Source organism: Roseateles sp. (genome assembly GCF_047654805.1).
In the GTDB taxonomy this organism is placed as follows: Bacteria; Pseudomonadota; Gammaproteobacteria; order Burkholderiales; family Burkholderiaceae_C; genus Pelomonas.
Window position 1 is genome coordinate 1,580,901 of sequence record NZ_JASGIV010000001.1, and the last position, 17,049, is coordinate 1,597,949.

General features: G+C 68.3%; 15 protein-coding genes. 5 read left to right on the forward strand and 10 right to left on the reverse strand.

All coding sequences use genetic code 11. From position 1 onward, the window contains the following. Nucleotides 1–17 precede the first annotated feature (17 nt). Genes dnaE through QM732_RS07255 form a run of 3 tightly spaced genes read left to right on the forward strand, consistent with a single transcriptional unit; the run spans nt 18 to nt 6,109 of the window. Complete coding sequence (gene dnaE / locus QM732_RS07245; protein WP_415655504.1) at nt 18–3,572, forward strand: DNA polymerase III subunit alpha; 3,555 nt, start codon at nt 18–20, stop codon at nt 3,570–3,572. 27 nt (nt 3,573–3,599) lie between these two features. Continuing rightward, on the forward strand, nt 3,600–4,901 hold the full coding sequence (locus tag QM732_RS07250; RefSeq protein WP_415655505.1) for a patatin-like phospholipase family protein: 1,302 nt from the start codon (nt 3,600–3,602) through the stop codon (nt 4,899–4,901). Next, entirely contained in the window at nt 4,901–6,109 is a 1,209-nt protein-coding gene (locus QM732_RS07255) for a glycoside hydrolase family 5 protein (RefSeq protein WP_415655506.1), read from the forward strand. Before QM732_RS07250 ends, QM732_RS07255 begins: the two co-directional genes overlap by 1 nt. A gap of 175 nt (nt 6,110–6,284) precedes the next feature. On the opposite strand, the gene QM732_RS07260 is transcribed toward QM732_RS07255, so the two are convergent. Continuing rightward, on the reverse strand, nt 6,285–8,018 hold the full coding sequence (locus tag QM732_RS07260; protein ID WP_415655507.1) for an ABC transporter ATP-binding protein: 1,734 nt from the start codon (nt 8,016–8,018) through the stop codon (nt 6,285–6,287). 126 nt (nt 8,019–8,144) lie between these two features. On the opposite strand from QM732_RS07260, the gene QM732_RS07265 reads away from it, so the two are divergent. Together QM732_RS07265 and QM732_RS07270 are read left to right on the forward strand one after the other, a co-directional pair. Further along, nucleotides 8,145–9,173, forward strand: a complete 1,029-nt coding sequence (locus tag QM732_RS07265; protein ID WP_415655508.1) for a glycosyltransferase family 9 protein — start codon at nt 8,145–8,147, stop codon at nt 9,171–9,173. Next, entirely contained in the window at nt 9,170–10,183 is a 1,014-nt protein-coding gene (locus QM732_RS07270) for a glycosyltransferase family 9 protein (protein ID WP_415655509.1), read from the forward strand. Before QM732_RS07265 ends, QM732_RS07270 begins: the two co-directional genes overlap by 4 nt. Here QM732_RS07270 and QM732_RS07275 read toward each other — a convergent pair. From QM732_RS07275 to QM732_RS07315, 9 genes are all read right to left on the reverse strand, one after another. Beyond that, the gene (locus tag QM732_RS07275) at nt 10,180–11,280 is read right to left on the reverse strand and encodes a glycosyltransferase family 4 protein (RefSeq protein WP_415655510.1); all 1,101 of its coding nucleotides are present in this window, start codon (nt 11,278–11,280) and stop codon (nt 10,180–10,182) included. The two genes, QM732_RS07270 and QM732_RS07275, sit on opposite strands and share 4 nt — an antisense overlap. Nucleotide 11,281: 1 nt before the next feature. After that, on the reverse strand, nt 11,282–11,818 hold the full coding sequence (gmhB, locus tag QM732_RS07280) for a D-glycero-beta-D-manno-heptose 1,7-bisphosphate 7-phosphatase (protein ID WP_415655511.1): 537 nt from the start codon (nt 11,816–11,818) through the stop codon (nt 11,282–11,284). Beyond that, complete coding sequence (locus QM732_RS07285; protein WP_415655512.1) at nt 11,818–12,312, reverse strand: adenylyltransferase/cytidyltransferase family protein; 495 nt, start codon at nt 12,310–12,312, stop codon at nt 11,818–11,820. The genes gmhB and QM732_RS07285 overlap by 1 nt, the downstream gene beginning before the upstream one ends. After that, the gene (rfaE1, locus tag QM732_RS07290; RefSeq protein ID WP_415655513.1) at nt 12,309–13,244 is read right to left on the reverse strand and encodes a D-glycero-beta-D-manno-heptose-7-phosphate kinase; all 936 of its coding nucleotides are present in this window, start codon (nt 13,242–13,244) and stop codon (nt 12,309–12,311) included. Before rfaE1 ends, QM732_RS07285 begins: the two co-directional genes overlap by 4 nt. Continuing rightward, nucleotides 13,244–13,813 carry an SIS domain-containing protein gene (locus QM732_RS07295; RefSeq protein ID WP_415655514.1) on the reverse strand — a complete coding sequence of 190 codons (570 nt, stop codon included), beginning with the start codon at nt 13,811–13,813 and terminating at the stop codon, nt 13,244–13,246. The genes rfaE1 and QM732_RS07295 overlap by 1 nt, the downstream gene beginning before the upstream one ends. Before the next feature lie 107 nt (nt 13,814–13,920). Further along, nucleotides 13,921–14,868, reverse strand: coding sequence for a glycosyltransferase family 32 protein (locus tag QM732_RS07300; RefSeq protein ID WP_415655515.1), 948 nt, complete (start codon nt 14,866–14,868; stop codon nt 13,921–13,923). Next, entirely contained in the window at nt 14,865–15,578 is a 714-nt protein-coding gene (locus QM732_RS07305; RefSeq protein WP_415655516.1) for a glycosyltransferase, read from the reverse strand. The genes QM732_RS07300 and QM732_RS07305 overlap by 4 nt, the downstream gene beginning before the upstream one ends. A 22-nt stretch (nt 15,579–15,600) precedes the next feature. Next, nucleotides 15,601–16,743 carry a lipopolysaccharide assembly protein LapB gene (gene lapB, locus QM732_RS07310; protein WP_415655517.1) on the reverse strand — a complete coding sequence of 381 codons (1,143 nt, stop codon included), beginning with the start codon at nt 16,741–16,743 and terminating at the stop codon, nt 15,601–15,603. Further along, nucleotides 16,733–17,032, reverse strand: a complete 300-nt coding sequence (locus tag QM732_RS07315) for a LapA family protein (RefSeq protein WP_415655518.1) — start codon at nt 17,030–17,032, stop codon at nt 16,733–16,735. Before QM732_RS07315 ends, lapB begins: the two co-directional genes overlap by 11 nt. Nucleotides 17,033–17,049: the final 17 nt, after the last annotated feature.

Genomic DNA, 17,049 nt, shown 5'->3' on the forward strand with positions numbered 1-17,049 from the left:
CTTTCTAGAATGTGTCGATGCCCGATGTGAATACCGCACAACAAGACCTGCCCTTCGTCCACCTGCGCATGCACACCGAGTTCTCGGTGGTGGATGGCACGCTGCGCACCGACGATGCCGCCGATGCCGCCGCCAAGGACGGGCAGGTGGCGGCGGCCATCACCGACCTGGCCAACCTCTTCGGCGGGATCAAGTTCTACTCGGCGGCGCGCAAGAAAGGCGTGCAGCCCATCCTTGGCGCGGACTGCTGGCTGGAGAGCGACGCGACCGACAAGCCGCCGACGCGGCTGCTGCTGCTGGTGCAGGACAAGCAGGGCTATCTGAACCTCAGCGAGCTGCTGTCGCGGGCCTGGATACAGAATGTGCAGCGCAACCAGGCCTGCCTGAAGTGGGAATGGCTGCAGGAGTTGGGTGGCGGACTGATCTGCCTGTCGGGCGCCCAGCATGGCGGCCTGGGCCAGGCGCTGCTGCAAGGCGACAAGGCGCGTGCTCTGGAATGGGCGCAGAAGCTGTCGGCCCTGTTCCCGGACCGTTTCTACATCGAGCTGCAACGTGCCGGCCTGCCGGGCCAGGAGGCGCTGGTACAGGCCAGCGTGCCGCTGGCGGCCGAATTGGGGCTGCCGGTCGTCGCGACCCACCCCATCCAGTTCCTCGGCGAGGACGACTTCGAAGCCCACGAGGCGCGCGTCTGCGTGGCCGAAGGCGAAACGCTGGCCAACCCCAAGCGCATCAAGCGCTTTCTGCCCAGCCAGTACTTCAAGACCCAGGCGCAGATGCGCGAGCTGTTCAAGGATGTGCCCAGTGCCATCCAGAACACGACGGAGATCGCGCGGCGCTGCTCGCTGACCCTGGTGCTGGGCAAGCCGCAACTACCCAATTTCCCGACGCCGCTGCTCGAGGACGGTACGCCCATGCCCATGGAGCAGTACTTCCGCGAGCTCAGCCATGATGGCCTCAAGGACAGGCTGGTACATCTGTTCCCGAACGAGGCCGAGCGCGAGAAGGAACGTCCGCGCTACGTCGAACGCCTGGATTTCGAGCTGGACACCATCATCAAGATGGGCTTCCCGGGCTACTTCCTCATCGTGTCGGACTTCATCCGCTGGGCCAAGGAGAACGGCTGCCCGGTGGGCCCGGGCCGGGGCTCGGGCGCCGGTTCGCTGGTGGCCTATGCGCTGCTGATCACGGACCTGGATCCGCTGCGCTACAACCTCCTGTTCGAGCGCTTCCTGAACCCTGAGCGGGTCTCCATGCCCGACTTCGACATCGACTTTTGCCAGGGCAACCGCGACCGCGTCATCGAGTATGTGAAGGACAAGTACGGCCGGCCGGCCGTCAGCCAGATCGCGACCTTCGGCACCATGGCCGCCAAGGGTGCGCTGCGTGACATCGGGCGTGTCCTGGGCATGGGTTTCGGCCATGTGGACTCCATTGCCAAGCTGGTGCCGGCACCGCCCGGCAAGACGGTGACGCTGGCCAGGCTGCCACCCAACTTCGACCCGGACAAGGCGAAGATGGTCTACGCCCGTCACGAATCGCCGGAAATCGAGGAGCGCGAGAAGTCCGACGAGGAGGTGGCCGGCCTGCTGGAGATGGCGGCGCGCGTGGAGGGCACGGTTCGCTCCATCGGCATGCACGCCGGCGGCGTGCTGATCGCCCCGGGCAAGATCACCGACTTCTGTCCCCAGTATCAGCAGCCGGGCTCCACCTCGGCGGTCAGCCAGTACGACAAGGACGACGTGGAGGCCATCGGCCTCGTGAAGTTCGACTTCCTGGGCCTGGCGACGCTGACCATCCTGGAGCTGGCCAAGGACTTCATCGTCGCCCGCCACGCCGACCGCAAGGATTTCGACTGGGCCAATGTGCCGCTGGTCGACAAGAAGGTGTTCGACCTCTTCGGCAAGGGCTACTCGGAGAGCGTGTTCCAGTTTGAATCGCCCGGCATGCAGCGCCTGCTGAAGGATGCCAAGCCCTCGCGCTTCGAGGACCTGATCGCGCTGGTGTCGCTTTACCGTCCCGGCCCGATGGACCTGATCCCGTCGTTCGTCGCGCGCAAGCACGGCAAGGAGGCCATCGAGTACCCGCATCCGCTGCTGGGCCAGGTCCTGGAGGAGACCTACGGCGTCTTTGTCTACCAGGAGCAGGTGATGCAGGCTGCCCAGGTGCTGGGCGGCTACAGCCTGGGTGGCGCCGACATGCTGCGCCGTGCGATGGGCAAGAAGAAGGCCGAGGAGATGGCCATGCACCGCGAGATCTTCCGCAAGGGGGCTGCGGAGAAGGGCATCGACCAGGCCAAGGCCGACGAGGTCTTCGACCTGATGGAGAAGTTCGCGGGCTACGGCTTCAACAAGTCCCACGCCGCCGCCTACGCCTTGCTGTCGTACCACACAGCCTGGCTGAAGACGCACTACACGGCCGAGTTCTACGCCGCGAACATGACCATAGAAATGGACGACACCGACAAGCTCAAGGTGTTGCTCAATGACGCCAAGATATTCGGCATCGAGTTCCAGTCTCCCTGCGTCAACAAAGGGCAGTACCGCTTCGAGCCGCTGTCCAGCCGCCTCGTCAACTACGGCCTGGGCGCCGTCAAGGGTACGGGCCGCGGTGCCATCGAGGCCATCATCGCGGCGCGTGAGGCCGGCGGGCCCTTCCTCAGCTTCTACGACTTCTGCCTGCGCGTGGACCGAAAGTCGGTCAATAAGCGCGTCGTCGAGGCCCTCATCAAGGCCGGCGCGTTCGACAGCATCAACCCAGAGCGCTCCAAGCTGCTGGCCAGCGTCGGGCGTGGCTACACGCATGCCGAGACGACCGAGGCGAATGCCGACCAGGGCGGCCTGTTCGACTTCGGTGACTCGCATGCCTCCTCCACCGCCGAGCCGGAACTGGTGCACGCCGAGCCGTGGAGCATCAAGGAGCGGTTGTCGCTGGAGAAGACGGCCATTGGCTTCTATCTGTCTGGCCATCTGTTCGACCAGAGCGGCACCGAGGTGCGCCGCATCGTCAAGCGCCAGATCGCCGACCTGCAGGACAGCCGCGAGCCCACGCTGGTGGCCGGCATCGTCAGCGGCATGCGCGTCATCAACGGCCAGCGCGGCCGCGTCGCCATCTTCAAGCTCGACGACAAGAGTGACGCCATCGAGGCCGTGGCCAACGAGGAGTTGCTGAACGCCAACAAGGAATTGCTGGCCGAGGACGAGCTCATCATCGCCCAGGGCAAGGTGCAAAACGATCGTTTCTCCGGCGGCCTGCGCATGAACGTGCAGGCAGTGTGGAGCCTGGCCGCGGCGCGGGCGCGTTTCGGGCGCCACCTGCTGCTGGGCAATGCCGGCGCGGCCGGGCTGGTCAAGGATCTCGTCGAGCGTTTCCCGCCGCGCGACGTGGAGACGGAGGAGGGCGGCACGCGCAAGCTGGGCCTGCCGGTGCGCGTCTCGGTCAGGGCCGAGCCGCAGGGCGATCAGGTCGGTGCGCGCTGGCTGGTGGAGCTGGGCGAGGCCAGCCGCTTCTGGCCCGCCGACGAGGCGCTCGTCAAATTGGGCACGGCGGCCGAGGTCATTTACGAGGTTGGCTGAGGCCCGGCATCGGCGATGATTTCGCCGATGCTGCATGCCTCACCGCTCCAGCCCCCTTCGCAACTGCAGGGGCTTGTCCGTCCGCAGCCGGTCACGGGCTTGATCCTGACCGGCGGCGGTGCGCGCGCGGCCTACCAGGTGGGTGTGCTCGCTGCCATCGCGCAGCTGCGCCGCGATGCCGGCGCCACGCAGACCAGCCCTTTCCCCATCATCAGCGGCACCTCGGCCGGCGCCATCAACGCGGCCGCGCTTGCCTGCCATGCCGACGATTTCGACGGTGCCGTCGACGGCCTGCTGCACCTGTGGCAGGGCCTGCATGTCGAGAACATCTATCGCGCGGACGCCTTCGAGGCGGTGAAGAGCGGCGCGCGCTGGCTCAGCATGCTCAGCCTGGGCTGGGCGATTGCACGCTGGCGCCGCAGCCACCCGAAGAGCCTGCTCGACAACGCGCCGCTGCGTGACCTGCTGGGAAAGTACCTGGACATGGGCCGGGTCGAGGCCATGCTCGAAGGCAAGCATCTGCACGCACTGGCGCTGACCGGCTCAAGCTACACCTCGGGCCAGCACGTCACGTTCTTCCAGACCCATCACCACGTCGTGCCCTGGCTGCGCGAACAGCGTATGGCCGTGCAGACGCGGCTGACGCTGGCCCACTTGATGGCCTCGTCGGCCATTCCCTTCATCTTCCCCGCCGAGCCGCTGGAGCTGGAGGGGGTGCCCGAGTGGTTCGGGGACGGTTCCATGCGCCAGAGCGCGCCGATCTCGCCAGCGGTGCACCTGGGCGCGGAGCGCGTCCTCGTCATCGGCGCGGGCCGAATGAAAGAGCCCGAGGGCCGGCGCGTCGGCGTCAACGACATCCACCCCAGCATGGCCCAGATTGCCGGTCATGCGCTGTCCAACATCTTCCTGGACGCGCTGGCCGTGGACGTCGAGCGCCTGCGCCGCATCAACCGCACGCTGGCGCTGCTGCCGAGGGAGGCACGCACCGCGACGGCGCTGCGGCCCATCGAGCTGCTCGTCGTCGCGCCCAGCCGCCGGCTGGACGACTTGGCCGGCGAGCACCAGGCCAGCCTGCCGCATTCGGTGCGGGCGATGCTGCGGGCCTTCGGCGTCTCCGGCAAGGGGCGGGCCATGAGCGGCTCGGCGCTGGTCAGCTACCTGCTGTTCGAGCCCAGCTTCATCAACGAGCTGATCAACCTGGGCATGAGCGACACGCTGGCCAAGCGGGCCGAGGTGCAGCGCTTCTTCGGCTGGCCGGCGCGCGCGCCGCAGATGGACCCCGCGGCGCTGCGGCGCGCGCGCCCGGCCGGTTTTGCCGCAGGAGTCTGATGCCGATGGGCCTGGCTGCCATGACCTGGCCCGTGCGGGCGCTGCTGCTGGGGCTTGGCGCTGCCGCCTTGCTGGGGGCGGCGCCGGCCGCGGCGGCCGACATCGCGTTCTGGGACATCCCGCGCCACGGCGGCAACAGCTTCAACGGGAAGGCGCCCGACGAGGCCTATTTCCACGCGCTCAGGGCGACCGGTGCCACCTGGGCCAGGTTGACGTTTTCCAAATGGAAGGGTGCGGGCCGGGATTTCCTGATCGGCGATGCCGACGCCTACCGGGGCATCCCGACCCCAGACCTGGCCCTGTTGCGCGCCACGATGGATGCGGCACAGGCGGCCGGGATCCGGGTGGTGCTCGTGCCGCTGTCGCTGCCAGGCAACCGCTGGGTGCAGCACAACGGCGACCGGCAGGACGACAGGCTGTGGCGGGAGCGCCAGTACTGGGAGCAATCCGCCGCCTTCTGGCGCGACCTGGCGGCCGCCGTCAAGGACCACCCGGCCCTAGCCGGCTACAACCTGCTCAACGAGCCGACGCCGGAGAAGGACGCCGGGCTGGACGAGCAGGCCGCGCCCGACGTTCGCAAGGCCTGGTACGCCAGGCACCGGGGCATGGCGCGGGATCTGCCGGCCTTCTACGCGCAGGTGATCGCGGCCATCCGGGAAGTCGACACCGACACCCCCGTCATGGTCGATGGCGGCTGGTACGCGCATGCATGGAGCTTCAGCTACTGGACGCCGCTGAAGGACGGCAAGGTGCTGTACGCGTTTCACATGTACGAGCCGTGGGCCATCACCAGTGCGCCGCAGATCGAACGCAAGCCGCAACTGCCCTATCCGGGCACGAAGGTGCGATGGGGCGGCCAGTCGCTGACCTTCGACAGGTCGGCCCTGCAGCGTTTCCTCGCTGAGCCCTTCGCTTGGGCCCGGGCGAACGGCGTGCCAGCCAACCGTCTGGTGGCCGGCGAGCTCGGTTGCGTGCGCGTGTGGACGGATTGCGGCGCCTACCTCGCCGACGTGCTGGACACGCTGAACGGACGCGGTGCGCACTGGGCCTTCTACAGCTTCCGCGAGGATGTCTGGGAGGGCATGGACTACGAGATCCCACCGGCCTTTCCGGCAGGGCGGGTCTATGAGCTGCGCAGGCAGGGCCAGGGCGACAAGGTGCCGCTGGACAGTCCACTGATGGACGTCATCAGGCGTCGGATGCGCTGACGGGCGCATGGGCCTGGCCGGCCATCTGCAGGCCGGTGTTGGACAGCTTCCTTGCCGTCGCCGCGCGGATGCCCGGCACGCGCCGGACCAGATCGGCCCAGTCCTCGAAGGGTCGGGCCGATGCCGGGCAGGGATTCGAGCGGGGCCGCCTACAGCAGCAGTGCCCGGCGTTTCATCACGCTTCGCCGGCCTGGGCGCGGACCATCGCCGCGTAGGCGCCATCGTGTGCGATCAACTCGGCATGCGTGCCGGTCTCCAGCAGCTTGCCGGCGCCCATCACGTGGATGGCGTCGGCATCACGGATGGTGGACAGGCGATGGGCGATGACGATCAGCGTCTTGCGGCCCGACCAGGCGGCCAGGGCCTGCTGCACGGCGCGCTCGCTTTCGGTGTCCAGCGCCGACGTGGCTTCGTCGAAGATCCAGATGGGTGCGTCCTTGTACAGCGCCCGCGCGATGGCCAGGCGCTGTCGCTGGCCTCCGGAAAGCTTGCTGCCGTTGGCGCCCACGGCTGTTTCCACGCCTTCCGGCAGCGTCTGCACGAAGTCCCACAGGTGGGCGGCCCGCAGCGCGGCTTCCAGCCGCGCCTCGTCGCGCGGCTGGGCGTAGGCGATGTTGGCGGCGATGGAGTCGTCGAACAGCACGATGTCCTGCGACACGACGGCGAACTGCCGGCGCAGCGAGGCTCGGGTCAGTGTCTCGATGTCGCTGCCATCCAGCAGCACGCGGCCGCTGTCGGGGCGGCCGAAGCCGAGCAACAGGTGGATGATGGAACTCTTGCCTGCGCCAGAAGCGCCCACCAGGGCCGTCGTCTTGCCGGCGGGGAAAGCCAGGCTGAGGCCGTCCAGTGCCGGCTGGGCAGCGCCGGGGTAGGTCAGGCTGACGGATTCCATGGCGATTCCCCCGTCCGCGGGGGCGCTGAGTTCACGGCTGCCGTCATCTACTTCCTTGACCGCGTCCATGAGCTCGAAGCAACTGCGCGCGATGACGGTGGCGCGCGTCAGCGGCGCGGCCAGGTCCGACAGGTGACGCAGCCTCGACGTGAGCAGCAGCAGTGCGCTGACGAACTTGGCGAAGGACTCGACGCCGGTTCCGTCCATACGCGCCTGCCACAGTGCCACGCAGATGATGATGGACAGGCCCACGCTGGCCACCAGTTGCGACACCGGCTGGGCCAGCGCGCCGGCCGTGGCCGACTTGAGGTTGTAGCGCCGCACTTCCTGTGCCGCGGCCGTGAAGCGCGCGCGCTCATGGTCCACTGCGCCGAACTGGCGCACGACTCTCCACGCTCGGGTGATGTCGTCCACCTTGTTGACGAGCACCAGCTGCGAGTCGTACGAGCGCGAGGCCATCAGCCGCATGCGCTTGTTGAGCTGCTTCATCACCAGCGCCATCAGCGGCGTGACGATGAGGCTCAGCAGCGTCAGCTGCCAGTTCAGGTGGAAGAGGTAGGCCATCAGGCCGATGACTGGCAGGCCATCGCGCAGCAGCGCCATGCCCACGTCGCCGAGCAACTGCAGGATCTGCTGCGGATCGTTGACGACCTTGGTGACCGCCGTGCCCGGCTGCATGCGCGTGTAGACCTGGGCGTCCAGCCGCAGCAATGCGTCGACCAGTGAGGTACGGAAGTCCAGCACGCTGCGCGTGACCGTCCAGTTGAAGAGGTACTGGCCGGCGAAGTTCAACACGCCGCGTACGAGGTACAGCCCGATCAGCGCCACGGGCACCATCCACAGCGGGAAGGCATTCTTCGCGAAGCCCTCGCCGAAGGCGTAGCCGATCAGCTCAGGCAGCAGCAGCTCGGTACCCGCGGCGCCCACGTAGGCCAGCACCGTCAGCGCCGCACCCCAGCGGTGCGGGTAGACGTACTGGAACAGGCGCCGGGCGGGAGAGACGTTGTCGGGAGACATGGGGCGCGATTGTCGTCGGTGTTCGGCCTGCCACGGCTTCACGAAACATTGCGTCCGGGCCGGTTGCGTGAGGGCGGCGGCCCGGGCCGCCGCCATAGAATGCCGCGCCCCCGGCCCCCTTGCCAGATGCCCCCAACCCAGTTGCCCGCCACTGTCGATACCCGCCCCCGCACCGTGGTGCTGCTGCAGTGGGTCGGCATGGGCGATCTGGTCTGGCATGTGCCGTACTTCCGTCGCGTCGCGCAGACCAGCTTCGGTGACCAGGTGTCGCTGATCGCGTCGCCGACGGTGTTCGCGCGGCAGTTGGTGGGCCACGAGGCCTGGGTGCGCGAGATCATCGACTTTGACCGCCACCCGCGTCGTCATGAAGGTCGCCAGGGCCGCCACCGCGGCGTGTTGGGGCTGTTCCGCATGGGAGTCGAGCTGCGCGAGCAGCAGTTTGACCGCATCGTGCTGTTCACCAACTACACGAACCGCTCGCTGGTGGCCCTTGCGGCCAAGATTCCCGAGCGGCTGGGTTACGGAACGACCTGGCTGCAGCGCCGACTTCTGTCGCACGGGCCCTGGATACAGCGTTACACCGGCCCCGCCGTCGGGGCCTACGAGGACGCGACGATGTTCGCCATGGCGAACGGCTGGTGCGATGCACCCATCGTGCCCAGTCTCGTCGTACGTCCCGAGGCGCTAGCGCGCGTGCAGGAGCGTGTGCAGAGGCTGCCCCGGCCCATGCACGCGCTGTGTATCGGCTCGTCGGAGCCGTACAAGCAATGGGGAACGGAGAACTTCGCGGTGCTTGCCGCCGAGCTCGCGCGCGCCGGCCACGGCGTGCTGCTGATTGCCGGCCCGGCAGAGCGCGAGATGGCCCAGGCCATCTTGCAGCACGTGGAGCCGGCGTTGCGCTCGAGCATCCTTGACGCCACCGACGGTTCCGTGGCCGACACCGTGGCGGCCATGTCGCTGGTGCGGACGTGCCTGGGCAACGACACCGGTGGCGTGCAGATCGCCGCGGCCGTCGGCACGCCGACCTGGGTGATCCTCGGCCCGCGGCCGCGGCTGGAGCACGACCCGCAGAAGCTGCACATGCTGACGGCTCCCCGCCTCTGCGACATCCGGCCAGCGGACGTCGCCCGCATCGCGCTGGCGCAGGCGGCATGAGCACGCCGGACACCCGGCCCCTGACGGCCGTGCAGCTGCAGCTCAACGGCATGGGCGACCTGGTCTGGCACGCGCAGTACTTCCGCTGCGTGGCCGAGCAAAGCCGTGACGGCCAGATCAGTCTCATCGCCGCGCCGACGACGATGGCCCGCGAGCTGATCGGCCACGAGCCCTGGGTGCGCGAGGTCATCGATTTCGACCGGCGCCCGCGCAAGAGCGAGCGACGGCGCGGGCGGCACAGCGGCTGGGGCGGGCTGCTGCGCTTCGGCGCCGAGTTGGCCCCCAAGCGTTTCGACCGCATGGTGCTGTTTTCCGACCATCCGGGCCGTGCCATCGTTGTCTGCTGGCGCGCCGGCATCCGCACCATCCTGGGCTTCGGGGAAACGTGGTTGCAGCGCCTGTTGCTGACGAAGTCTCCCTGGATCAGCCGCTATCGCGGCCCCGCCGTGGCCGGCTACAAGGACGCAACCAACTTCTCCATCGCGCAGGGCTTCTGTCGCGCGCCTATCGTGCCGCGCATCAGCGTGCGTGCGGACGCGCTGGCCCGCATGCGCGAGCGCCTGGGCGCATTGCCGCAGCCCCTGCATGCGCTGGCCATCGGAGCGTCGGAGCCATACAAGCAATGGGGCGAAGGCAATTTTGTCGAGCTGGCCAGCCGGCTGGCAGCGCGCGGCCACGGTGTGTTGCTGCTGGGCGGGTCGGCTGAGGCCGAGCTGGCGCAGGCCATCCGTTCGCGCGTGGAGCCGGCGCTGCGCGACCGGGTCCTGGCGATGACGGACAGCACGGTGGCCGAGAGCGTGGCGGCCGTGTCGCTGGCACAGTCCTGCATCGGCAATGACACAGGCGCCGTGCAGTTCGCCGCTGCGGTGGGCCGGCCGGCCTTCGTCGTGCTCGGCCCGCGCCCGCCACTGGAGCATGACCCCGAGCACGTGCACCTGCTGCAGGCCGCGCAGTTGGCGGACATCAGCGCGGCGGACGTCGAGGCGCGCGTGCTGGCCCGGCTCGGCTAGCGCTCTGCCAGTGCCTCACGCCAGATGGCCAGCGTGCCGCGGGCGGTGGCTTCCCAGGTGCGCGTTCGCGCGTAGGCCAAGGCGGCGGCGCGCCGGCTTTCCGTCATGGCCACCGCTTCGCCGATGCCAGCGGCCAGTGCGGCTATGTCTTCCGGATCCGCAATGACGGCATGGCCCGCCGCGGCCTCGGGGCAACTGCCGCGGTTGCTTGTCAGCACCGGCACGCCACATGCCATGGCCTCCAGGATGGGCAGGCCATAGCCTTCATACAGCGATGGGAAGAGGTAGGCTGCCGCGCCTGCATAGAGCACCGGCAGGTTCGCGTCGCTGACGAAGCCGACGAACCGAACACGGTCGGTCAGGTTCAGCGCAGCCAGGCGCGATGCAAGAGCCTCGCCTTGGGCTTGCGAGCGCTCGCCGCAGACGAGCAGCGTGAAGTCCCGCGCGAAGCCGCCAGCAGCAAAGGCCTCCAGCGTCCGTGCGAGGTTCTTGTTTGGCGTGGAGCCGACGAACAGCAGATAGGGGCCGGCAATGCCGTGGCGTGTGCGCACTGCATCGATCTCGGCAGCCTCGCGAGGGCAGAAGTCGGGCGACACGCCCAGGTGCACGACCTTGAGCCGTGCCGGGTCGCCGCCGACGAGGCGCAGAAAATCCTGTCGCGTGTTCTCGCTGACGCAGACCAGCCGCGCGCAGCCATCGCGCAGGTGCTCGTAGTGGCGCAGCTTGCGTTGGCGCTTCTTCTCGTCGCCGGTGTTGATGTTCAGCGCTGCGTAGAGGTCATGCACTGTTGCAACGACGGGAACCCGCCACGGCGGCTGGCGTTCGTCGGGAACGTGCAGCAATGAGCAGGCCGGGCGCGGGATGGGCCAGACGGGGCCCCACCACATGCGGCTGGACAGCCGCGGACCCTGTGCCAGCCGTTCGCGCAGAGGCCAGCGCGAGCGTTTGCAGAGCTGCAGCACCTCGAACTCGTCCTGCGGTTGCACCTGCAGCGCCGACAGCGCTTCGATGAGCTGTCGCGTGTACCGGCCGATGCCGGTGCCGCGCTCGTCGGTGAGGTTGGTGGCCTCGATGGCAAAGACGGGTGGACGACTCATGTCAGGCAATGCCGAGCGCGTCCAGGGCCTGCGACAGGCTGACGAAGTCAACCACGGACGTGCCCGGCTCGCCGTTCTTCGCCAGCCGGATGCAGCGTCCCACGCCTGCCGCCTGGCCGGCTTCGATGTCGGACTGCTTGTCGCCGAACATCAGCGAGCGGGCGAGGTCGATGCCCAGGGCCTGTGCACTGCGCAGGATCATGCCCGGCGCCGGCTTGCGGCAGTCGCAGTCGATGGCGTAGCGGGCCACCGAACCATCGGGCAGGTGAGGGCAGTGTTCGATGGCGTCCAGCGTCACGCCCTGCCGGGCAAGGTCTTCACGCAATTGGTCGTGCAGCGCCAGCACGGCGGTTTCGTCGTAGTAGCCGCGGGCGACGCCGGACTGGTTGGTCACGATGACAAGTGCGTAGCCCGCCTCCTGCAGCCGGCGCATCGCATCGACGGCGCCAGGCACGTAGGTGAAGTCTTCCCAGCGGGAGACGTAGCCATGGTCGATGTTGATGACGCCGTCGCGGTCGAGGAAGGCGGCGGGGCGCATCAACTCGGCGCCCGGATGCGGTTGACGAGGGCCGTCGTCGAGTAGCCATCGACGAAAGGAATTGCGAGCGCGTCGCCGCCCCAGGACCTGGCGAGGCGCGTTTCCTCGAGCGTCTCCATGTCGTAGTCGCCACCCTTCACATAGAGCTGCGGCTTCACGCGCTTGAGCAGCTCGCAGGGCGTGCGCTCTTCGAAGAACAGTACGGCGTCGACGGATGCCAGGCCGGCGAGCACAAGGGCGCGGTCGACATCGCGGTTCAGCGGCCGGTCAGGCCCCTTGCCGAGCATGCGGGCTGATGCGTCGGAGTTGACGGCGACGACCAGGCTGCCCCCCAGTTCACGCGCTGCATGTAGATAGGCCACGTGGCCGCGATGCAGGACGTCGAATACGCCGTTGGTGAATACCATTGGCCTGGATAGGGTGGCGAGCCGCGCCGTGAGCGCCGCATCGTCGAGCGAGGCGGCATCGATGAGCTTGTCCTGCAGCGAACTCATGCGGCCAGCTCGTCGTAGCTGACCGTCGCCGTGCCGAACTTGCCAACGACGATGCCGCCGGCCTTGTTGGCCAGGCGCATGGCCTCGGGCAGCGGCATGCCGGCGGCGGTCAGGACGGCCAGTGTCGCGATGACCGTGTCGCCCGCGCCGGTGACGTCGAACACCTCACGCGCGCGCGCGGGTTCGTGCGTGACACCGTGGTCATCGAACAGCGTCATGCCATCCTCCGAGCGCGTCAGCAGCACGGCACCGACGTCGATGTCGGTGCGCAGCGCCTCGGCCTTGGCGCGCAGTTCTGCATCGGTCTTCCACGTGCCTGCCACCTGGGCCAGTTCACCGCGGTTGGGCGTGATGACGCTGGCACCGGCGTAGCGGCGGTAGTCGCTCCCCTTGGGATCAACCAGCACCGGCTTGCCTGCAGAGCGAGCCATCTCGATCATGCGTGGGATGTGGGTGAGGCCGCCCTTGCCGTAGTCGGAGAACAGCACGACGTCATGCTGCGGCAGCTGGGCCGCGAAGTCGTCCAGCATCTCGCCCAGCGCCTCGTGGTCGGGTTCGTTCTCGAAGTCGACGCGCAGCAGCTGCTGCGCGCGGCCGATGACGCGCAGCTTGACGATGGTGTAGAGCTGCTTGTCCTCGCGCAACACGGTCTCGATGTCGCGCGCCTGCAGCAGCTCGCGCAGGCGACGGGCCGGCTCGTCATTGCCGACGACCGTCAGCAGCGTGGCCCGTGCGCCAAGTGTGCGGATGTTGAGCGCCACGTTGGCTGCTCCGCCCAGCCGTTCCTCCTCGCGCTCGATGCGCACGACCGGCACCGGCGCCTCGGGAGATATGCGCTCGACGGCGCCGTGCCAGTAGCGGTCCAGCATCACGTCGCCGACGACGAGGATGCGGCGGGCGGCAAGCTGTTCGCGGCTGGGCAGGGCGCTCATCAGGCAAAGCCCATTTCGGATTCGATCAGGCCACACAGCGTGTGTCCGATTAACAGGTGAGCTTCCTGGATGCGAGCGGTCACGGCGTGCGGCACGATGATGCTGTCGTCACACAGTGCGCCGAGCTTCCCGCCATCGCGGCCCAGCAGGCCCAGCGTGTAGATGCCCATGGACTTGGCGGCCTCGACGGCGCGCAGCACGTTGGCCGAGTTGCCTGAGGTGGAGATGGCAACCAGTCCGTCACCCGCGCGGCCGAGGCCTTGTACCTGGCGCATGAAGACGTCGTCGAAACTGTAGTCGTTGCCGATGCAGGTCAGTGCCGAGCTGTCGGTGGTGAGGGCCAGGCCCGCCAGCGGCCGACGGTCCTTGATGAAGCGGCCGGTCAGTTCGGAGGCCAGGTGCTGGCAGTCGGCCGCAGAGCCGCCATTGCCGCAGAACATCAGCTTGCCGCCGGAGGCCAGAACGCCGGACAGGCGTCTGCCGGCAGATAGCACCTGCGGGTCGAGCGTCCCCAGGATCTGCATCAGTTGCAGGTGCTCGGCGAGATTGCTTAGGAACAGGGAACTCATGGGCAAACGCAGGGCTTACGCCCGCCTGGCGGTCAAGGTTTCAAGTATCGGCGATGGTGGCGGGCTGGTGATTCATCGCCTGTGCCTGACGCGCCGTCTTGCGGGGCTCAGGAGTCGCGGGCAAGAAGATGGCGCAGCGCGCTGAATGGTGACACCAGGCCGCGCCGCCAGTTGCGCTCGACGACCTCACGGTCGCTGCTGCGCAGCTTGAGCACTGCGGGCAAGACGCGGGGGCAAGGTACCAGGGCCAGGCGGGCGTACAGGCGGCGCTTGTCCCAGCCCACGCCGGCATGCCAGGCGAATGGGCCATCCTCGGCACGCAGCAGCACCAGGCGCGCAAGCTGCGGATCGCGGTCCAGCAACTCGCTGGCGGCGACGTGCGCTAGCAAATGACGCTGCGGACCCTCGGTCAGGCCCTGCACGACGCGGGCGTGCCGGCCCTCGGCATGCAGCCGCTGCAACAGCGCCTCGGCCCCTTCGTCCCGCGCCTGGTCAAAGGCCCGGGCCAGCGCCGTGACGAAGCGCCCGCCGGGTACCGAGGCCATCAGCCAGGTTGCGATGACGGGCAATTGCGGGCGTGTCGTGCAGCGGTCGATGTAGAAGCCCACATAGTCCGCGGCGCGCCGCCGGCGCGTCTCGTGCAGCCAGGCCAGGTCGCGGCTGAGCAGCATGGATGCGTCCATCCACACGCCGCCATGCCGGGCGAGCAGTTGGACGCGCAGCCAGTCGGCCTGGCAGTGGGCGGGCAGGGCGTCGAAGTCGGCGCGCAGCTCGGGGAGCCATTGACCGACGCTGGCGGGGTCCAGCAGCCGCAGCTCGTGGTCGGGAGCGCAGCGGCGCCAGTTGTCCAGGCAGGCCTGGATGAAAGCCGGTGCCGGCGAGGGCTGCCAGTAGGTCCAGATGATCTTGGGAATCTCATCCTGGCATAGCGGCGCGTTGTCGCCCACCATGACGGCGCGCGTCTGTGCCGGCACGCGAGCCCGTAGCAGCACGGCGAGTTCGCGAAGCAGCAGGCCGGCCATGATGGCCAGCAGCGCGAGCGGCAGGACGCTCATTCGCGCCAGTGATCGGCGATCCAGCGTGCCGGCCGGGCGTGGCGCCAGTTCCCGTTGCTGCGGCCGGCCAACGCGTCAGGTGGATTCATGACGCCATGGAAGATCAGGATGCGTGCGCCGGGGGGCACGAAGGGATCACGCCAGTAGCTCGTCGGCCAGGCCGGGATGCAGTGGTACTTGTAGCTGGCGCACCAGGCGGCATCCCAGTACTGCAGCTTGCCCTGGCGATGCAGCACGGCGGAGAGGAAGGCCTGCTCATTGCGGTACTCGGCCTTGGCCTTGGCCTGGTCGGCAACGAACTCGGTCAGCACATCCTGGTGGGCGCCCAGCGTCCAACGATAGACCGAGGAGTTCCCTGTGACGCGCCAGGGGCGCTTCCAGTCGTGGATGATGAGGAAGTCGCCCTGCACCTCGAAGAAGGGCGTGATGTCGTCGACGATGACGACGTCAAGGTCGAGAAAGAGTGCGGTGCCGTTGAGGCCGTACTCGTTGACGAGGACGGGGCTGAAGGTCGTCAGCTTCTTCCAGCCGCGCTCGGGCTCGCCGTTGGGCAGCGTCAGCTCGGGGATGGGGAAGCACTTCACTTCGCCGCGGATGCCTTCGGTGCGATCTGTCAGGCAGACGAAGTCGAAGTCGCCGCGCAGGTGTCGGCGCACCATCGCGTAGAGGCGGTTGACGTATTCGGGGCCGTACTTGGTGCCCCATTTCATGCAGACGATGGTGCGCATCGGTCTAGAGCTCTTCCACGTGGCGTGGCGGGTAGGTATCCCAGTTGAGGCAACCGGGGCATTGCCAGAAATAGTGCGCGGCCTCGAAGCCGCAGGCGGCGCAGCGATAGCGCAGCAGCGGCTTGGTGGCCTTCTCCAGCGTCTGTACCAGGGGGCCGGCCTCGTCGGCGGGCAGGGCCGGAGCATTGAGCTTCAGCAGCTCGGTCGCGGCGGATAGGGCAGGTTGCTCGCGCAGATGCGCAGCCAGGCGCTCGCGCTGCGGACCAGGCTGCAGCAGTGCCAGCGCACGCAGCAGGTGCATGCTGGGTGCGCGCTGGTACTGCTCCAGCAGCAGCGCAATGGCGCGCTCGGGCTGGCCCAGGTTCAGGGCGGCCGTGGCGCAGTCTGCGGCAACGAGGTTGAAGGCCGCAGGGTTGGCCGCCAGCAGCTTGCTGAAGGCCGCAAAGGCCGCTTCGGACTGACCTGCCTTCAGCAGCAGCTGGCCTTGCAGCACATAGGCACGAGCAGCCTCGGGCTCGCGGCGCTGGGCCTGGCCCAGCAGCTCCTGGGAGAGGTCCGCATGGCCCTGGGACTGTGCGACCAGGGCCTGCTCGCACAGGTAGTGGGCGATGCGGCCGGAGAATGAACCGGTGCCGGCAGCCTCCAGTTCGGCGGCGACCTCGGCGGCCTTGGACCAGTCCCGCGAGCGTTCGTAGAGCGACAGCAGGGCCAGGCGCGCCTCGCGCTCGAACGCGGTGCCTCGCAGTTCGGCATAGGCTGCCTCGGCGCGGTCGAACAGGCCAGCCTTGAAGAAGTCCTGCGCCAGCTCGTGCTGGGCGCGGTCGCGGTCGGCCTGTGCCAAGTCGCCCCGGCGCAGCAGGTGCTCGTGCACGCGCACAGCGCGCTCGGTCTCGCCGCGGCGGCGGAACAGGCTCCCAAGCGCAAAGTGCAGCTCGGAGGTGTCGGGGTCGTTCTGGACGGCTTCGATGAAGGCATCGATGGCCTTGTCCTGCTGCTCGTTGAGCAGCAGGTTCAGGCCCTTGAAGTACGCCTTGGGAGACTCACGCTGTTCGAGCTTCCACTGCCGCGAGTCGAGCTTGGAAGCCAGCCAGCCGAGAACGAAGACGACGGGCAGGACGAAGAGCAGCCAGCGCGGATCAAACTCCATCTTGGTGGGCGGCGAAGGGCGTTGCGGGCGACTCGGGCACAGGGGCGGGAGTGTCGGGCGAGGGTTCGGCGCGTTGCGCGGCGCGGCGGTGGCGCCACCAGGCGGGCACCATGGCCAGCACGCCGAAGGCGGCGCCGAAGCCGAAGGCCAGCAGCACGATGATGACTTGCGGCGCACGCCATTCGTGGCCGAAGAACCAGTGCACCACGGCCTCGTGGCTGTTGTTCAGCGCGAAGGCGAACAGCGTGAAGAAGAGCAGGGCCCGCAGGATCCAGACGAGGGTGCGCATGGCGCCGGATTTTGACT

Excerpts from the sequence above, each read along its gene's own strand:
- QM732_RS07270 (WP_415655509.1), top strand. The coding sequence starts at position 9,170 with ATGAGCACGCCGGACACCCGGCCCCTGACGGCCGTGCAGCTGCAGCTC.
- QM732_RS07250 (WP_415655505.1), top strand. The coding sequence starts at position 3,600 with ATGCTGCATGCCTCACCGCTCCAGCCCCCTTCGCAACTGCAGGGGCTT.
- QM732_RS07265 (WP_415655508.1), top strand. The coding sequence starts at position 8,145 with ATGCCCCCAACCCAGTTGCCCGCCACTGTCGATACCCGCCCCCGCACC.
- rfaE1 (WP_415655513.1), bottom strand. The coding sequence starts at position 13,244 with ATGAGCGCCCTGCCCAGCCGCGAACAGCTTGCCGCCCGCCGCATCCTC.
- QM732_RS07305 (WP_415655516.1), bottom strand. The coding sequence starts at position 15,578 with ATGAAATGGGGCACCAAGTACGGCCCCGAATACGTCAACCGCCTCTAC.
- QM732_RS07315 (WP_415655518.1), bottom strand. The coding sequence starts at position 17,032 with ATGCGCACCCTCGTCTGGATCCTGCGGGCCCTGCTCTTCTTCACGCTG.
- QM732_RS07255 (WP_415655506.1), top strand. The coding sequence starts at position 4,901 with ATGCCGATGGGCCTGGCTGCCATGACCTGGCCCGTGCGGGCGCTGCTG.
- dnaE (WP_415655504.1), top strand. The coding sequence starts at position 18 with ATGCCCGATGTGAATACCGCACAACAAGACCTGCCCTTCGTCCACCTG.
- gmhB (WP_415655511.1), bottom strand. The coding sequence starts at position 11,818 with ATGCGCCCCGCCGCCTTCCTCGACCGCGACGGCGTCATCAACATCGAC.
- QM732_RS07275 (WP_415655510.1), bottom strand. The coding sequence starts at position 11,280 with ATGAGTCGTCCACCCGTCTTTGCCATCGAGGCCACCAACCTCACCGAC.
- QM732_RS07300 (WP_415655515.1), bottom strand. The coding sequence starts at position 14,868 with ATGAGCGTCCTGCCGCTCGCGCTGCTGGCCATCATGGCCGGCCTGCTG.
- QM732_RS07285 (WP_415655512.1), bottom strand. The coding sequence starts at position 12,312 with ATGAGTTCGCTGCAGGACAAGCTCATCGATGCCGCCTCGCTCGACGAT.
- QM732_RS07260 (WP_415655507.1), bottom strand. The coding sequence starts at position 8,018 with ATGTCTCCCGACAACGTCTCTCCCGCCCGGCGCCTGTTCCAGTACGTC.
- QM732_RS07295 (WP_415655514.1), bottom strand. The coding sequence starts at position 13,813 with ATGAGTTCCCTGTTCCTAAGCAATCTCGCCGAGCACCTGCAACTGATG.
- lapB (WP_415655517.1), bottom strand. The coding sequence starts at position 16,743 with ATGGAGTTTGATCCGCGCTGGCTGCTCTTCGTCCTGCCCGTCGTCTTC.